The sequence below is a fragment of the Emticicia aquatilis genome, from assembly GCF_014644295.1.
Classification (GTDB): Bacteria; Bacteroidota; Bacteroidia; order Cytophagales; family Spirosomataceae; genus Emticicia; species Emticicia aquatilis.
Genome location: NZ_BMKK01000004.1, coordinates 295654 through 312014, shown reverse-complemented (window position 1 = coordinate 312014; position 16361 = coordinate 295654). Strand labels below are relative to the sequence as shown.

Annotated in this window: 15 protein-coding genes; 10 read left to right on the top strand and 5 right to left on the bottom strand. The window is 36.2% G+C overall.

What is annotated here, in order from left to right:
- The first annotated feature begins 13 nt into the window (after positions 1-13).
- The 7 genes from IEX65_RS11510 (at position 14) to rho (ending at position 7214) form a co-directional block, all read left to right on the top strand.
- Positions 14-574, top strand: a complete 561-nt coding sequence (locus IEX65_RS11510; protein ID WP_188766210.1) for an OmpA family protein — start codon at positions 14-16, stop codon at positions 572-574.
- Positions 575-700: 126 nt separating this feature from the next.
- Positions 701-1255, top strand: coding sequence for a helix-hairpin-helix domain-containing protein (locus IEX65_RS11505; protein WP_188766209.1), 555 nt, complete (start codon positions 701-703; stop codon positions 1253-1255).
- A 198-nt stretch (positions 1256-1453) separates the two neighbouring features.
- Positions 1454-2017, top strand: a complete 564-nt coding sequence (gene purN, locus IEX65_RS11500) for a phosphoribosylglycinamide formyltransferase (protein ID WP_188766208.1) — start codon at positions 1454-1456, stop codon at positions 2015-2017.
- Between the two features lie 20 nt (positions 2018-2037).
- Positions 2038-2982 carry a magnesium/cobalt transporter CorA gene (gene corA, locus IEX65_RS11495; RefSeq protein WP_188766207.1) on the top strand — a complete coding sequence of 315 codons (945 nt, stop codon included), beginning with the start codon at positions 2038-2040 and terminating at the stop codon, positions 2980-2982.
- Positions 2983-3021: 39 nt separating this feature from the next.
- On the top strand, positions 3022-4005 hold the full coding sequence (locus IEX65_RS11490; protein WP_188766206.1) for a YheT family hydrolase: 984 nt from the start codon (positions 3022-3024) through the stop codon (positions 4003-4005).
- Positions 4006-4013: 8 nt separating this feature from the next.
- Positions 4014-5144 carry a mechanosensitive ion channel family protein gene (locus IEX65_RS11485; protein WP_188766205.1) on the top strand — a complete coding sequence of 377 codons (1131 nt, stop codon included), beginning with the start codon at positions 4014-4016 and terminating at the stop codon, positions 5142-5144.
- Positions 5145-5462: 318 nt separating this feature from the next.
- Positions 5463-7214, top strand: coding sequence for a transcription termination factor Rho (gene rho / locus IEX65_RS11480; protein ID WP_188766204.1), 1752 nt, complete (start codon positions 5463-5465; stop codon positions 7212-7214).
- Positions 7215-7309: 95 nt separating this feature from the next.
- Here the strand turns inward: rho and IEX65_RS11475 are convergent, their stop codons facing one another.
- Genes IEX65_RS11475 through IEX65_RS11455 form a run of 5 tightly spaced genes read right to left on the bottom strand, consistent with a single transcriptional unit; the run spans position 7310 to position 12972 of the window.
- Positions 7310-8710: a c-type cytochrome gene (locus IEX65_RS11475; RefSeq protein WP_188766203.1), complete on the bottom strand. Its 1401-nt coding sequence runs from the start codon at positions 8708-8710 to the stop codon at positions 7310-7312.
- Between the two features lie 8 nt (positions 8711-8718).
- A complete protein-coding gene (locus IEX65_RS11470; RefSeq protein WP_188766202.1) occupies positions 8719-9282 on the bottom strand; it encodes a Uma2 family endonuclease in 564 nt (187 codons plus the stop codon).
- 43 nt (positions 9283-9325) lie between these two features.
- Positions 9326-9571: a T9SS type A sorting domain-containing protein gene (locus IEX65_RS11465; protein ID WP_188766201.1), complete on the bottom strand. Its 246-nt coding sequence runs from the start codon at positions 9569-9571 to the stop codon at positions 9326-9328.
- A gap of 32 nt (positions 9572-9603) precedes the next feature.
- Entirely contained in the window at positions 9604-12342 is a 2739-nt protein-coding gene (locus tag IEX65_RS11460) for an alpha-amylase family glycosyl hydrolase (protein WP_188766200.1), read from the bottom strand.
- 36 nt (positions 12343-12378) lie between these two features.
- Positions 12379-12972, bottom strand: coding sequence for a Maf family protein (locus IEX65_RS11455; protein ID WP_188766199.1), 594 nt, complete (start codon positions 12970-12972; stop codon positions 12379-12381).
- Positions 12973-13077: 105 nt separating this feature from the next.
- Here IEX65_RS11455 and IEX65_RS11450 point away from each other — a divergent pair, with 105 nt between their 5' ends.
- The 3 genes from IEX65_RS11450 to IEX65_RS11440 all read left to right on the top strand — a co-directional run bounded on the left by IEX65_RS11450 (position 13078) and on the right by IEX65_RS11440 (position 16309).
- A complete protein-coding gene (locus IEX65_RS11450; protein ID WP_188766198.1) occupies positions 13078-14919 on the top strand; it encodes a BamA/TamA family outer membrane protein in 1842 nt (613 codons plus the stop codon).
- 265 nt (positions 14920-15184) lie between these two features.
- A complete protein-coding gene (locus IEX65_RS11445) occupies positions 15185-15646 on the top strand; it encodes a MarR family winged helix-turn-helix transcriptional regulator (RefSeq protein ID WP_188766197.1) in 462 nt (153 codons plus the stop codon).
- Positions 15647-15697: 51 nt separating this feature from the next.
- A complete protein-coding gene (locus IEX65_RS11440) occupies positions 15698-16309 on the top strand; it encodes a YceI family protein (RefSeq protein WP_188766196.1) in 612 nt (203 codons plus the stop codon).
- Positions 16310-16361 lie beyond the last annotated feature (52 nt).

Here is a 16361-nt window from a genome sequence, read left to right as displayed (position 1 = left end):
AACAAATCAAACAATGAACAGATTTCTATTACCCCTTCTGATTCTGCTTTGGTCTTTGTTGTACACTGGTTGGTGGAACTGCAACCGTAAACCCTTGTGTTCGGGCGAGCCAATCGTTACCGATACAACGTCAATGGTAGTAGCAGCCACTCCAGCGATTGACTCAACCAAAATGACAGACTCTGTAAAAGTAGATACTGTGAAAGTAGCTGCAACCCCAGAAGAACAAATCTTGTTTACTCCATTAGATGTTTATTTTAAAGTGAATCAATCGGGCATTGAAAAAACTGCCGAAGTTGAAACTTTCATTGCGACAGCTAAAAAGTATTTTGAGAAATATCCAGACAAACAAATTTTAATCACTGGTCATGCTGATAGTGATGGTTCGGATGCACTGAATCAACGACTTTCAGAGAATCGTGCTAAGCAAACAAAATCATTCTTACAAAAAGAAGGAATTAAGGCTTCGCAGATGACTACCGAAGGCAAGGGCGAAAAAGAGCCAATCGCTTCAAACGATACTCCTGAAGGAAAGGCCAAGAATCGTCGTAGCACAATCAGATTAAAAGAATAAGAGAAAAGTCAACGGTCGATAGTCAATAGTTGTTAGACCCAATTGTAAACTGAGATAGTCGATTGCTTGAATTCACTCTAAAAATTATCAGTTTAAGAAATTTTATAACTTTAAAAATATAAAAAAATGGAATTTTTCAAATGTTGGTTAACAGATTTCCCTTGGGGAGTTTTTCTTGGATGTTTATTACCACTTTTATTACTTTGGTGGTGGCTGAGCCGTGAAATTAATCGTTGGAAAAACCATGCGGCCGAACTACAAGATAGAATCAATTTCTTGGAAGGAGAATTAGACGCTTGCAGAAAATCTAAAGTATCGACAAATGTAAGTGTTGATGCTGGTGGAAGCACTGCGGTAGGCAGCGGTGGAGCAGGAATTGTTGCAGGGGCTTTAGGTTTAACAGCAGCAGCAGGTGCGGCACCAACTAAAAAAGACGATTTGAAAATCGTTGAGGGTATCGGGCCTAAAATCGAAGAATTATTCAATAATGCAGGTATTTATACTTTTGCCGAGTTGGCTGATACCTCGGTAGAAAAAATGAAATCTATTCTTGATGCAGCTGGTCCTCGTTTCCAAATTCATAATCCTGCCACTTGGGCTGACCAAGCTGCTTTAGCTCGTGATGGCAAATGGGATGAATTGAAGAAATGGCAAGATGAACTTTATAAAGGTAAAGCTTAATTGAGTTTTTCATTTACTTAGTATGCAGTTTTTACAAAAGAATCTCTGGAAATCTTCCAGAGATTTTTTTGTGGATATAAATGTTTTATGAAAAAAAATACCGTGATTCGCACAAAAATTAATTTTGAATGAGTGAATGATAGAATGATGTTTTTTTCATTCTATCATTCACTCATTGACGCATTCAACATTAAGTAAATGACACGAATTGCTATTTTTGCTTCGGGTTCGGGAAGTAATGCCGAACGAATAACTAATTATTTTACTGATAATGAATCAGTTAGTATAGAACTATTTTTAACTAATAATCCCACGGCTGGTGTAATTGAGCGTGGACGTAGGCTTGGAATTCCAACAGTTTTGTTTGACAAAAAGACATTTTCAAAGACTAATAAAATCGTTGATTTACTGCAAAAACAACAAATCGACTTAGTCATTTTGGCTGGTTTTCTGTGGTTAATTCCCGAAAACTTAGTAAAAGCATTTCCAAATAAAATCATTAATATTCATCCTGCATTGTTACCAAAATACGGTGGTAAGGGTATGTGGGGGCATTTTGTGCATGAAGCCGTTGTGGAAGCAGGAGAAAAAGAATCTGGTATAACGATTCATTACGTAAATGAGCATTATGACGAAGGGAAAATTATTTTTCAAGCAAAATGTGAGGTCGTACCAACTGATACACCCGATGACGTTGCTAAAAAAGTGCAGGCCCTCGAACACATTCATTTCCCCGAAGTTATCGAAAAATTGATTGAATAAGCCTTAAAATTGAGGATAGGATGGTAAGGATATTTTATAAACATGGCAAACAAGTAATGAAAGAAACCGATGTAAGAGAACTCGGTTTACTTAAAAACTTAATGTGGGTAGATTTGCAATCAGCCACCAGCGATGAAGAAGAATGGGTTGAAACCAAATGCAATATCAGTTTTCAAACTCCGCAAGAAATCGTTGAGATTGAGAGTAGTGCAAGGTATTTTGAGCAGAACAATACCATCAATGCCAACTCCAACTTCCTACTTTCCGAAAATGATGGATATTCTTTTTATCCTGTTTCGTTTCTGATTCGAGATAATATTTTGTTTACTTTTCGTCAGGGAGATTCAAAAACATTTGCCGATACGGTAAAGAAAATCAAGATAGGAGAGGAGGTTTTTAAAGATGGCGTTGATATTTTACTGGTATTGCTCGAAACCCGCATCGAATCAGATGCCGATTTGTTGGAGGCGATGTCGAAAGAAGTAAAAAATATTAGCCGAACCCTTAGCCGTGAAAAGAAACCCAAACAAGATTCGCTACTCAGAATCAATAATTTACAAGAAAATACAATGATGATTCGTGAAAGTATCATTGACAAACAACGAGTGCTTTCACAGATTTTACGTAGCATTTATTTTCCCGAAGACCGCAAAGAGCGTTTGAGAATTGTGTTGAAAGACATTAGTTCCTTGCTCGAATATACTACTTTTAATTTTGAACGTTTGGAATACCTTCAAGATACTTTCATGGGTTTGATTAACCTCGAACAAAACGAAATTATTAAGATTTTCACAGTCGTTACAATCTGTTTTTTGCCACCAACACTCATTGCGGGTGTTTTCGGAATGAACTACCCTTTGATTCCGACTACCGACCATCCATTTGGTTTTTGGATTGCCGTAATCTTGATGGTTACCTCTTCATTAGGCTTTTTGTTCTTCTTTAAACGCCGAAAATGGATTTAATCAATTGAAGTTTCTGAAAATTATTTTACAATTATACGAATGCCAGTTTTATCAACAAACACCGATTATCAACCACCCAAATGGCAATTTAATGCCCATATTCAAACAATTTATCCAAGTCTTTTTCGCAAAATTCCTATTAATTATAAACGAGAGCGAGTTGAGCTACAAGATGGCGATTTCTTGGATTTAGATTGGTCATTTGCTGGAGCTTCACGTGGTAAAAAACTCGTAATCGTTACGCACGGCTTAGAAGGAGACTCTACTCGCCACTACGTAACGGGTATGATAAAGAAATTCAATGATAATGGTTATGATGGCTTGGGCTGGAATTGCCGTAGTTGTAGCGGTGAAATGAATCGTTTGCCACGTTTTTATCACCACGGCGATGTCGATGATATTCGTTTTGTGGTCAATTATGCCATCAATACTTACAATTATGAAGAAGTTGTTTTGGTAGGGTTTAGCATGGGCGGAAGCATGACAGTTCGACTTTTGGGGCAAAATCCCGAACTTTTACCAACCCAAGTGAAATTCGGCTTAGCTGTTTCGGTTCCGCTTGATTTATATACCTCGGTCTATGAACTTTATAAACCTGGGCGTAGGTTTTATATGAAACGCTTTATAAATAAACTGGGCAAAAAAATTAAAGAGAAGTCAACGCAACATCCTCAAAATAATTTAGTTAGTTATGAAGGATATGAGCAAATCAAAAATTTTGAACAGTTTGATAGCCGATATACCGCTCCGATGTTTGGTTTTAAGAATGCCCACGATTTTTATCAGCAAGCAGCAGCAAAGCCATTTTTAAAGTCGATAAAAGTACCTACATTAGTAATCCAAGCAATCAATGACCCATTTTTATCGCCCGAATGTCTGAATTTAGGCGATGCTGAAAATAACCCCAACGTTCATTTACAATTATTGAAATTTGGTGGCCATGTAGGTTTTATGATGCGAAATTCCAACGAAACTTGGGTGGAACGTCGAGTAATAGAGTTTATTAAAGAGCATAAAGCATAAGATTTTAGATGAATAAATTAGAGAAAATTCTGCACAAAAGTTTTTTATATAATCCAGTCGAGAACTGGCTTTGGTTTGTAGGAATATTGCTGGTAGGCTTGCTTTTCAAGCGAATTTTTTCGGTTCTTGTCAGTAAAATTGTTTACCGTTTAATCAAACAAGAAACACAAAATATACCAGTTTCCAACTTCGTAGATTTACTAAAACGCCCTGTTGAGTTTATTATAACCCTCCTCATCATTTATTCAGCAGTTGACGAAATCTCTTTTCCTAAAAAATGGCGAATCATTCCATTTGGCAAAATGCGAGTAAGCGAATTTGCTGATAAATTGCTCGATACGCTTTTTGTGATTGCCATTACCTGGATAATTATCCGACTCGTAAAATTCTTTGCTTTGGTTTTCCTGAAAAAAGCCGAAGAAAACGATACCAAAACAGATGAACATCTCGTGCCATTTTTCAGAGATATTATCATTGCTTTGATAGTTTTCTGCTCGTTTTTTTTGATTTTGGGCTTTGTGTTTCGTCAAGATGTCATTAGTTTAATCACAGGTTTGGGTATTGGTGGGGTGGCTTTAGCTTTGGCTGCACGTGCCACGCTCGAAAACCTTTTTGCTTCATTTACGTTATTTACAGAGCAACCATTCATTGTTGGAGATGACATTGAGCTGGGAAGCATGGTCGGGAAAGTTGAAAAGGTGGGCTTTCGTAGCACCCGAATCCGTCACGTTGATGGTAGTCTGATTGTTGTGCCAAACCAGATGTTGGTTTCTCAAACACTTAATAACTTAACACAACGCAAAGACCGCCGACATAAATTTTTTATTCGTCTAAAGCTCGATACACCGATTACCAAAATTAAGGTCGTAGTTGATGAAATTCAGCAACTTATTGATAATCATCAACAGACAAGTTTGCACGAGGGGCATGTGAAGTTTGATAATATTGGTGAATATTCGATTAACTTAATTGTGGTTTTCTTTGCCGCCACGCCTGATTATTGGGAAAGCAAAGAAGTTAGACAAGAAATAAATTATTTGATTAACCAAGTTTTAGATAAAAATGGAGTCGAATTAGCAACACCAACAACAACATTATTTAGTATAACCGACGATAAAAATATTGATAATGATTACTAATCAAGGTTTTTATTGGCCGATAGATTAAAAATACTGGTTTAAGGGTAATTTTTTTGATAAATATTTGTGAATACAAAAAAAAGGCTATATAATTGCATTCAAATCCAACAAAACACTTCAATCGGCTCATCTATTCTCAACAGAAAATTCTTGATTCAGCCAATTGTATCCGAGCAAAGTTTCCGTTTTTTTTCGAGTAATCCCCGAGTATTTGATTAAATTCTAATAAAACTTGGAAGTGTCTTTTCCGAAATACATCTTATTAAAAATTCTAACCGCTAATCAATAGCAATTTTAACGTCTTGTTAATTTTCTCGTATGTACACATCAGAAGAACTGAATCTTAAACTTCTATCAGAGTTAAGGAAAATTTGTATAGAACTCGGCATTAAAGATGTCAGAACTGCCTCTAAGACCGAATTAATCGAAAAGATTTTAGAGAATCAAAGTTCTGCCTCCATCTTTAATACTCCCAAAAGTGTTGCCTCAGATTCTACTGCAAATCAGCCTATCGAACAACCCCTCTTTAAAGAAGATAAAGGAATAAAAAATAGAAAACGCTTACCTAAAACTGACGAAAAACCTGCTGCTACTGAGGTTGTAGAGGAGATTTCGCAGCCGCAAGAAAAAGTACAACCTATTGCAGAAAAAGCAAATACAAAATCGGAAGGTTTCAAGAAGCATGATAATAAAAAATCATTTGAAAAACAGAAACCAGTGCCTGCCCAGTCAGAGGTTTTCTCTGATATGCAAGCAGCCGACGAAGAACCAATATTGAATCTGGAAGAACCCGCAGACTTTGACTTAGCTGCCATTGATGCTGAAATGGATGAGTTTGCCCGCTTGACCGAAGACATTATACCTGATATTCCAGAACCAAAAGAAGATAAACGCTACGTCGATACTTACACCAAAGACATCAAGAAACAATTCAATAACCTTATTAAAGAATTTGATGGAATTATTGAAAACGAAGGTGTTTTAGAAATCATGCAAGAAGGTGGCTACGGTTTCCTTCGTTCAGCGGATTATAATTATTTGGCAAGTCCCGATGATATTTATGTGTCGCCTTCGCAAATCAAATTGTTTGGTTTAAAAACTGGTGATACCGTAAAAGGTGCGATTCGCCCACCAAAAGAAGGTGAAAAATACTTTGCTCTTTTGAAAGTTTTATCGGTAAATGGTAAAACTACCGAAGAAATCCGTGACCGTATTCCGTTTGAATACCTCACTCCACTCTTCCCCGAAGAACAAATCAAATTAAGCAGCCGACCAGACGTATATTCTACTCGTGTACTTGACTTATTTGCACCCATCGGAAAAGGTCAACGTGGTATGATTGTGGCACAGCCAAAAACTGGTAAAACGGTTTTATTGAAGGAAATTGCCAATGCCATCACACGTAATCATCCAGAGGTTTATTTGATTATCTTGTTGATTGACGAACGCCCAGAGGAGGTTACTGACATGCAACGCAGCGTGCGTGCCGAGGTAATTGCTTCTACTTTTGATGAAACTGCCGACCGTCACGTAAAAGTTTCGGGCGTGGTTTTAGAAAAAGCAAAACGCTTAGTTGAGTGCGGACACGATGTAGTTATCTTGCTTGACTCAATCACTCGTTTGGCTCGTGCTTATAATACTGTTATTCCATCATCTGGTAAAATACTTTCGGGTGGTGTTGATGCCAATGCCCTTCACAAACCAAAACGTTTCTTTGGTGCAGCTCGTAATGTAGAAAATGGTGGTTCGTTGACGATTATCGCAACGGCTTTGATTGATACAGGCTCGAAAATGGATGAGGTTATCTTTGAAGAATTTAAGGGTACGGGTAATATGGAACTCCAACTCGACCGTAAATTATCGAACAAACGTGTTTATCCTGCGATTGATATTTTGGCATCAGGTACACGCCGTGAAGATTTGTTGATGGATAAAGATTCATTACAAAAAGTGTGGTTATTGCGTAAATTCATGGCCGATATGAATCCAATGGAAACTATGGAATTCTTACTTGATAAAATGAAAGGAACTCGTAATAACGAAGAGTTTTTGTTGACAATGAATAGATAATTGGAAAATTTGTGACTGGTTATTGGTAAACTGGTTATTACTTCTTGATATATAATAGAAAAGGTTTGCAATTTTGGTTGCAAACCTTTTTTGTTTTATAGACTTTTCAAGTATTCAATTAGATTTGCTCTTTCTTCAGTGCTTAGTTTATCTCCAAAAGTATGTCCAGCATTGCTATACCCTGGCAGTTTAGTATCGTAGATTCCATTTCCTTTATTCTTTGTCGGAATCGTATATTTCCAGCCAACTTTTTGGTAGTCATAATCATAACTTGACGAGCTTCTTTGCCATTTTGTTGGGCGTTGAGAGCTATTCAACAAATCTTCAAGCGTTGGTACAGAACCGTTGTGTAAGTACGGTGCAGAAGCCCAAATACCATCTAATGGCGGAGAAACATAGCCATCTTCGGCTTGAAGTGTTGATTTTGGAGTAGAATTTGCAAACCAACTTTTGTTATACCATTCAACCAAATGTGAGTTTTGACTAAAATATCGGGCATAAAGTGGGTCTGTTTTTACGATATTTAAAGCGACAAGTTTATTCGGAAATTTGCTTTTATTACCATAAGTACCATGACAATTACTGCAATTTTTTTCAAATACTGTTTGACCAGCTACAAGTTTAACTTTATCAATTTCTTGTGGGTAGGGTGGCGGTGTAATTGATTTTAGCCATGACAATATATCATCAAAATTTTCATGTACTTTTCGAGCGGTGGTAGTATCGGGAATACCTAAGAGTGATGCTTGCATCAATAATTTAGTCATACTTCCACGCCCCATACCGTTATAATAAAGAGCATTTTTCTTGGCGATATTCCAAAGTGGGGGGATATCCGACGCCAAGGTATAGTTAATTGGTTTAAAATTAGCTTTCTTTTGATGTAATAAATCAACTGGATTACGATAAATTGTGCAAGCTTCTTCTAATCTAAATGCAGGGTTTACTCCCGAGTTATTGGTGATAATGTAAGATGGTAAGACTTTTATTGAATTCCCGTAAGGCTCGAAAGCTTGTCTTTCTGGGCTATTTTTTTTGTATTTTAAACTAACCAACAACCTCAAGAGTTTGGTCGTTTTAGCCTGACTTTTTTTGAAATCAGCAAAGCTATTTCCCAAACCCAGAACAACTTTGCCATTTAGTGCTGAAGAATGGCACGTAAGACAATTACCTGCAAATACTTTTGTGCCGTTGGTAGTTTTAAACACATTGCCCCAATAAAAGGCCAATTGATTATCGCCACTTCGAGCTAAAACGGTATCGGGCTTTTTTAGCATTTTATTTTTCATTATATCAAAGGGGGTACCACCTCCGATATAATCACCTTCGGTCAGATATTTATAACCCGCTTCTGCATTTCCAGTAACGGCTTGTGCTGTGGCAGGAATTTCTTGGGTTTTCCAAGTTGGGTTTTCGGTGAAAGTTGGCAAGTCTTTATAAGAATTGCAAGAACTAAAGAAAAATATTGAAAGAAAAATTAAACAGTATTTTTTCATTATTATAACTAAGCAAAAATCTCGCTAACTTTTACCTCAAATTCAGGTAAAACTGGTGCTGCTGAGCAAATATCATCATCCATACAAATCTGAACTTGCTTGCGAGAGGTATAGACATAAACCAATTCAGGTTCTGGTAAAATATTCCAAACTACTTTTACTCCTGCTTTAAAATATTCTGTTATTTTTTTCTCAATCTGGTAGGGTTTATCATTCGTTGAAATTACTTCGATAATAAACTCGGGAATTACATCAATGCCATTTCTTTCCTCAGTTGCTTGTTCATCTGTTAAGTAAACAATATCTGGTCTTCTCATCTGAATAGGACTTAGCATTGTTTCGTATTCTGATGCTAATGAACCATTATTCATTTTTACTCTCTCGAAAAAAAGTTTATTTAATCTAACGAATATAAAAATCTGTCTTTTATCCATCTTAGAAAACTGTATTATTTCGCCATCGTTCCACTCATACTTAAAGCCATCAAGTGGCTGTTCCCACTCCAAAAATTCAGCAAGAGTTTTTGGCAATTCCGTAGAAATTGGATTTTCAAGTTCGCTTATTGCTGTCATAATTGTAATATTTTAAAACAAATATAAGTTTTTTCTACTGCAATCAATCCAAATTCCTAATAATCTTCTTCGACCGAATTACATCATCTTGATTGACAATTACAAAATAAATACCTTCGGGAAGACCTGATAAATCGAAATCATGTAAAGCTTTTTCGTGAACAGCTTCTTGCAGGATTTTACCTGATAGGTTTGATAATTGGTAGTGTGTTTCCAGCCCTGCGGGTACTTTTACATATACCTTTTCGTCGGGTTCGTTATAGAAAATTACTAATTCGTCTTTGGTCATGAGTTTTGTGAAACGGAGTCAGAAATCCGCTTTTAATTTTTGAATATTTTCGTTGTTCGGGCTTTGCCTTTTTGAATGGTACGAATAAAATACATTCCTGACGAATAACCCGATAAATCTATACTTGGTTCGATTTCTTTGGTTTCGGTTTGAAACAAAGTTTTGCCCCAAATATCTTCTATCGAAATTTTCGTTTTTTCTCCGTTGAGTTTCAAGGTTATTTTATCGCTTGTTGGGTTGGGGTAGATTTGAAATTTTGAATTATTCGATGAAATTTCATTAGCCGTTATCGTAAAATCGCCTTTCCATGGCACTAAATTGGCTTCTGGCGTTGGTAATTTTACATTCGTGAAAATATGAAATTCGCCCGCAGCTAAATTGATACGAGGAGTAGCTTCATTAACATTGATTTCTTGTCCCGTAAAATAGTCATACCATTTGCCAGTCGATTCAAAATTGACATTGGCTGTTTCGCTATTGATACTCAAATTGGCAACGATTCGTACATTCATCGAACTGTGATTTAAAGCTACTTGTTTCACAACATCACCAGTAGATTCATTAAATTCTTTTGAAGTAAACGCCGCTTGCGTAGTTTTGAGTTTGATTAGCTCGGCATAAACTTTAAATAATTTTAGTCGGTTTTCATCTTTCAGATATTCCCATTTTTGTGGTTTTATACCTGTTCTTCCGTTAAAATCTATGTTTACATCGTAGCCAAACTCACCAAACTGCCAAAGCATTTTTGGACCAGGATAGGCAAAAAACAAGGCCGCTACCGCTTTCGAGCGTTCGAGAACTGTGGCTAAATTCTTTACTTCATTTCGTCCATTATTGAGAGCGTCATACACAATTCGCTCCTCATCGTGGCTTTCTATGTATCCAACCAAATTGGGTTCGTTCCAGCCTTTAAATTTATAATTCAGTCCCGAAAAACTATTATTTGTGCCTTTTACATTATTTCGAGCAGCTCCATTCTGATTTCCCCAAAGCATAAAACCGTAGTTTGCGAGTTCAATTTCTTCGGCATTTTCGGCAAAATGTTCTAAAATCAAATAAGAGTCCTTATCAAATGCTCTGATTTTGTCATAAAAATGTTTCAAGGCCTTGATTCTGTTCTCATCGTATGCTGACATCTGAGAATCAGTCAATGATTTTCTTTGTGTAAACCCTTTCGATAAATCAAAGCGATATCCATCTACTTTATATTCTTTCAACCAAAACTCCAGAACTCTGTCGAAATAGTTTTGCGTGGCAGTACTTTCGTGATTAAAATCAAAGAAAACCGAATACAAGTGCGGAGCAGTCGGATTTTGAAATGGACTATCAGCCGCAGGTTGTGAGCCACCCCAATAAGCTTTTGTATATGGAAACTCATAATCGGCATGATTGAAAACCACATCAAGAATAATCGCAATGCCATTTTCGTGGCATTTATCAATCAAATATTTCAAATCATCTTTTGTACCGTAGGCTTTATCGGGAGCGGTGTAATAAGTCGGATTATAGCCCCAAGAATTATTGGCTGTAAATTCATTGATTGGCATCAGTTCTAGGGCGTTTATACCTAATCGCTTGAAATATGAAATCGAATCGGCCACTTCTCGGTATTTGCGAGAATTAATAAAATCACGCACCAGAAGCTCATAAATAACCAATTTCTCTTTAGCAGGGCGTTTGAAATCTTTCACTTTCCAATTATATGGCGTTTGTCCAGTTTGAAGTACCGAAACTGTGCCACCATAAGTATTTTTTGATGGATAAAGTTTGAGGTCGGGGTAGGTGCTTGACAAAATTTCGGAATCAAATTTTGGGTCGAGTATTTTTTCACAAAATGGGTCGCCAACGGCCGTTTTACCATCAATCAAATATTGAAAAGCATATTCTTTTCCTTTTTCTAAGTTATTGATAGTGAGCCAATAACGTTCGCCATCAGGCGTTTGATTCATCAAGTATTTTGGGTCGATTTGCCAATCATTGAATTCGCCGATGAGGTAAACAAAACTTTTCTTTGGAGCAAAAAACGAAAATGTAACGGTATTATCATTGATATAGTTAATGCCGTCTTTAATATTGGGGGGTAAGTTCAAGACTGTATTTTGGGGTTTGATTGTAAACTTTATGGGTTCTTTTATAAATTCATTACCACTAATTATAGTAAGAGTAACAAAAGGAGAACCAGCGGGTGAGATAATGGACGCAGAATCTGTATTTAAAAAACCTTGTCCATTTAATATAATTGAATCAACAATTTTTGAAGTTTTTATTTTTACTCTAATCGTCTCATTGGCTTCAAAAATTTTATTTAAGTCAGGTTCTATTACTTTATAAACCAATTTATCGTCGAATAAATCCAAAATAAAATCCTCAGTTTGGGCTTTCCCATCACCACTTTTGAGCAATAAACCAAGTTTTTTGATGGTTCGTCCAACAGGAACTTTGAAATAATCACGAGGCTTTAGTTTGATGCTCCAACGGTCGTTGCCCAATGAAGTCATTCGTCCCATTTCAAATGGAACTCCGAAATTTGTTTGTCCAGTAGGCTGAAACTCAAAAGCATTATCGGCCGTTCCAGCACCTGACCATAGAAAAACATCGGAGGTTTTGCCGAGTAAACCAGCCACCCGAACATCCTTAGCTTGTTTTAAATCAAAGATTAGTGTAATTTCTTTATCTCCATTCGGAAAGTAGGAATCTGTCGTAACAGCTTGACTAAAAGACTGTTGCAGTGCAAATAGAAGTAGTGTGCATTGTAGTAAGATGCGTTTCATTGTCGTATAAGGTTAAAGTATTTCGTAAAAATACAATTAATTTCTGAGAACATACTTTTCCAGCACCTCATAAACTCGATGAATCGGCAAACCCATTACGGTATAAAACGAACCTTCAATTTTCGGAATCCCAATCATTCCAATAAAATCTTGTACTCCATAGGCTCCCGCTTTATCGAACGGTTTACAACGCTCAATGTAATAATCAATTTCCCAGTCGCTCAATTCCTTAAAATGTACATACGAAGTATCCGCAAAACCGATAGTTTCATCGGAGGTCATTACACATACGCCCGTAATCACTCGATGAACTCGTCCGCTCAACATTCTGAGCATTTCTTTTGCTTCGGCGTGGTTGGCAGGCTTATTTAAGATGGTACTCTTTTTATTTTCTTGGTCGATAATCACCACGGTATCAGCACAAAGAATGATTTCATCTTGAAGGTTTTCTCGAAAACACTCAGCTTTAGTACGTGCCAAAAAAACAGGAACTTCTTCAACTGGCATATTTGCTGAAAAGTTTTCATCCGTTGGTATCACTTTTACCGTAAATTCATAGCCAGCATTGTGCATGATTTCTTTTCGGCGTGGAGAATTTGATGCTAAAACTAATGGTTTTGATAATTTCATAAAGTTTCTTAGATTTTCAAGGGGCGAAATTCGTTATTTTTAGCCAATTATCAGTCTTAATTTTAAATTTAAGTCCGAATCAATGAAAAATTCTTAAATTGAGACATGAAGTATTTGTTTATCATATTTGTTTTGTTTTTGAATACAGCTTTAGCCCAAAAAAGCCTTTCTGATAGCCTTGATAGCGGAAAATCTGTTGAGGATAGCATCATGTATTCGAAGCTGAAACAAAAAATGAATAAGAGTAAAGTTGGGAAAAGTATCTACGGGGCTGTTTTTCGGGATGTTTATAATTCTAACCAAAACAAAGAAATTAAGGAGATTGAAATAAATCCGTTTGAAAAGTATGATGGTAAAATCATAGGTAAAATTATTATTAAAAAACTCGAAATTTTCGGGCCAAGTGTCAATGATACAACTCGTAAAGGCTCTAAAATCGAACATTTTGCCAGTAAAACTTTCCATTATAATACTCGTGAAAAAGTTATCCGACAATCCTTTCTGCTTTTTAATGAAGGCGATAAACTGAACCCTCAAACCCTCAAAGATAACGAACGTCTTTTGCGTGCCAACCCAATTATTCACGATGCCCGTATTTACATCATCGAACGCCCAAATGCAAATTGGATGGTTGATGTTTTGGTGCTGACACAAGATGTTTGGTCAATAAACTTTGATGTTTCGGGCGATAGTTTTCGGAATTTTATGTTCGGCTTTGAAGACCGAAACTTTCAAGGGCGTGGCCATTCGTTTCTGAATAAAATTACGTGGAAGGCTGATGACCCATATCAGAGATTGGGCTGGCGAAGTATTTATACACTTCCTTACATTGGCAGGAGTTTCATTTCGGGACAATTAAAACTTATCAACGAACGAGATTTAGCTCAATATTCGGCTCAGATATTTCGTCCTTTTCTTACTGTCGAAACTCGAAATGCTGGCTCAGTCGAATTGGGATATACTCGTGTGCGTGAGTATAAAAAACTGATAATCAATAAAATAGATAGTGCCTTTACTTATCCTGTAAGTTATTTTTATTCAGATGTTTGGTACGGAAGAGCTTTCAGACTTGACCCAATGCAAAGAAGTAAACAACTCATTGTAGCACTTCGCCGAAGTAGTTTTGAATACCGGAAACGCCCAGAAGTAAGCGTTGATACAAATAAAATTTATTGGAATCGCACGAATTGGTTGGCAAGTATTGGTTATTCTAATCGGAATTATCAACGAGATTTCTTGATTTATGGCTTTGGTCGAACCGAAGACGTTCCCGTTGGAAATCTATTTGCTTTTACACTTGGCACTGAAAATACTGAGTTTGGTAATCGTGGCTATGCTGGAATGCAATTTGCCAAAGGAAAATATTTGCCAGCCGACAAAGGTTATCTGTATGTTTTGGCAAATGCTGGCACATATCTAAAGCAAAAGCAAACCCAACAAGGAGTAGTAGGTATTCAAAGTTTCTATTTTAGTCCATTGATGAGAATTGGCAAATCCCAAACCCGACAATTTATTAATTTAGGCTTTACTTACGGCTTCAATCGAGATGCTCTCGACTATTTGAATATCAGCGGTCGAGATGGCATTGTCGGTGTAAATAGTGAAGGATTGCGAGGCGACAAAAGACTAACTTTGGGCTTTGAGACCGTCTTGTTTTCTCACAAGAGTATTTTCGGATTTAGAATTGCCCATTTTGCTTTCGCCAACTTAGGTTTAGTAAGCCTAAAAGATAAATTATTGATTGAAAGTAAAGTCTATCAGGGTTATGGAATTGGTTTTAGAATCAGAAACGAAAACCTAACTTTTAATACTTTCCAGATTCGATTAGGTTATTATCCGAATATACCAGATATTTCTTCGCCGTTTAGATTTGCTTTTGATGGCTCTCAACCACTCAAACTTCGTGACTTTGATATTTCAGCTCCATCCATTATTCCTTTGAGATAATTTTGTTTCTAATCGACCAAATTCTACCAATAGTTTAAAACTTTGAAAGTTTTTTTAGATTTTTTTAAAATATTTTTTTTCTTCATTAAACCTCTCATTATCAGCATTTTTGTTGATGAAAATAAGCAATTATAAATGTTTTGATAAAGAATTTCTAATTTTTTATTGAAGACATTGAACTAAAAATAATCAGTTACTGTATTATATGTATAGACATATATTGTCAATGTATTATATTTGCATTGAACTAAATAAAAATATAATTATGTCAATCGAAAAAGATATTAAGCAACAAAAACCATTTAAGAGTACTTACCAAAAAGTGGTTGTAAATATAATGTACACATCCAACTGGATGAGTTCAGAGCAGCAAGGTTTACTAAAACCATTCGATTTATCGGCTCAACAATACAATGTATTGAGAATTTTGAGAGGACAGTACCCAAATCCGATTACTGTTAATGGCATCATTGAGCGTATGCTCGATAAAATGTCGAATGCCTCAAGATTGGTTGATAAACTTTTATTAAAGGGTTATGTGTCGAGATGCGATAATGCTGATGACCGAAGAGCTTGTGACATCAGAATAACTGAATCAGGCTCACAAGTGTTAAAACAAATAGATGAAATACAGGCTACGTGGGAAAAAAGTAATCATTTTTTATCAGATGAAGAAGCCGAAACGCTAAGCCGACTTTTAGATAAGCTGCGTGGAAGCGAAGATTAACAGTGCAATTTATTATTTAATTATATTTTTTTAATTCTAATTTAGTTCAAAATGAAAGTTGTTAAAAATTTGATGGTTGCAGTATTAGCTGCATTGGTAAGTGTTTCAGCAATGGCTGATGGTGGAAAAAAAGCTGCTCCTGTGGCATTGAAAGTAGATACAAAAGCAAGTACTTTCAACTGGCTTGGTAAAAAAGTAACTGGTGAGCATAACGGTACAATTGGTATTCAAAGTGGTAGCTTAGTTGTAAACGGTGGAAAATTGCAAGGTGGTGAGTTTACAATTGATATGAAATCTATCAAATGTTTAGATTTGACTGATGCTGGTTACAATGCAAAATTAATTGGTCACTTGACAACTCCAGATTTCTTTGATGTAGCAAAATACCCAACTGCAACTTTGAAAATCAAAAAAGCGACTGCAAAAGGTAATGGTAACTATGATGTAACTGGCGATTTGACAATCAACGGTGTTACACAACCAATTACATTCCCTTCGGTTGTAACAGTAGATACAAAAGGTGCTACTGCAACTGCTAAATTTGAAGTTGACCGTACGAAATTTGGTAGCAAATATGCTTCAAAATCTTTCTTCGATACAATCGGTGACAAAATGATTAACGACAACTTCCAAGTTGATGTTAAAATCGTAGCTGCTAAATAATTTTAGTGATATTTTTTCTTAAAAAAGCCACAGATGAAACAATCATTTGTGG

Coding starts and splice junctions, on each gene's coding strand:
- IEX65_RS11440 (WP_188766196.1), top strand. CDS start 15,698: ATGAAAGTTGTTAAAAATTTGATGGTTGCAGTATTAGCTGCATTGGTA.
- IEX65_RS11465 (WP_188766201.1), bottom strand. CDS start 9,571: ATGACCAAAGACGAATTAGTAATTTTCTATAACGAACCCGACGAAAAG.
- IEX65_RS11450 (WP_188766198.1), top strand. CDS start 13,078: ATGAAGTATTTGTTTATCATATTTGTTTTGTTTTTGAATACAGCTTTA.
- IEX65_RS11445 (WP_188766197.1), top strand. CDS start 15,185: ATGTCAATCGAAAAAGATATTAAGCAACAAAAACCATTTAAGAGTACT.
- IEX65_RS11470 (WP_188766202.1), bottom strand. CDS start 9,282: ATGACAGCAATAAGCGAACTTGAAAATCCAATTTCTACGGAATTGCCA.
- rho (WP_188766204.1), top strand. CDS start 5,463: ATGTACACATCAGAAGAACTGAATCTTAAACTTCTATCAGAGTTAAGG.
- IEX65_RS11460 (WP_188766200.1), bottom strand. CDS start 12,342: ATGAAACGCATCTTACTACAATGCACACTACTTCTATTTGCACTGCAA.
- IEX65_RS11510 (WP_188766210.1), top strand. CDS start 14: ATGAACAGATTTCTATTACCCCTTCTGATTCTGCTTTGGTCTTTGTTG.
- IEX65_RS11475 (WP_188766203.1), bottom strand. CDS start 8,710: ATGAAAAAATACTGTTTAATTTTTCTTTCAATATTTTTCTTTAGTTCT.
- IEX65_RS11455 (WP_188766199.1), bottom strand. CDS start 12,972: ATGAAATTATCAAAACCATTAGTTTTAGCATCAAATTCTCCACGCCGA.
- corA (WP_188766207.1), top strand. CDS start 2,038: ATGGTAAGGATATTTTATAAACATGGCAAACAAGTAATGAAAGAAACC.
- IEX65_RS11490 (WP_188766206.1), top strand. CDS start 3,022: ATGCCAGTTTTATCAACAAACACCGATTATCAACCACCCAAATGGCAA.
- IEX65_RS11505 (WP_188766209.1), top strand. CDS start 701: ATGGAATTTTTCAAATGTTGGTTAACAGATTTCCCTTGGGGAGTTTTT.
- IEX65_RS11485 (WP_188766205.1), top strand. CDS start 4,014: ATGAATAAATTAGAGAAAATTCTGCACAAAAGTTTTTTATATAATCCA.
- purN (WP_188766208.1), top strand. CDS start 1,454: ATGACACGAATTGCTATTTTTGCTTCGGGTTCGGGAAGTAATGCCGAA.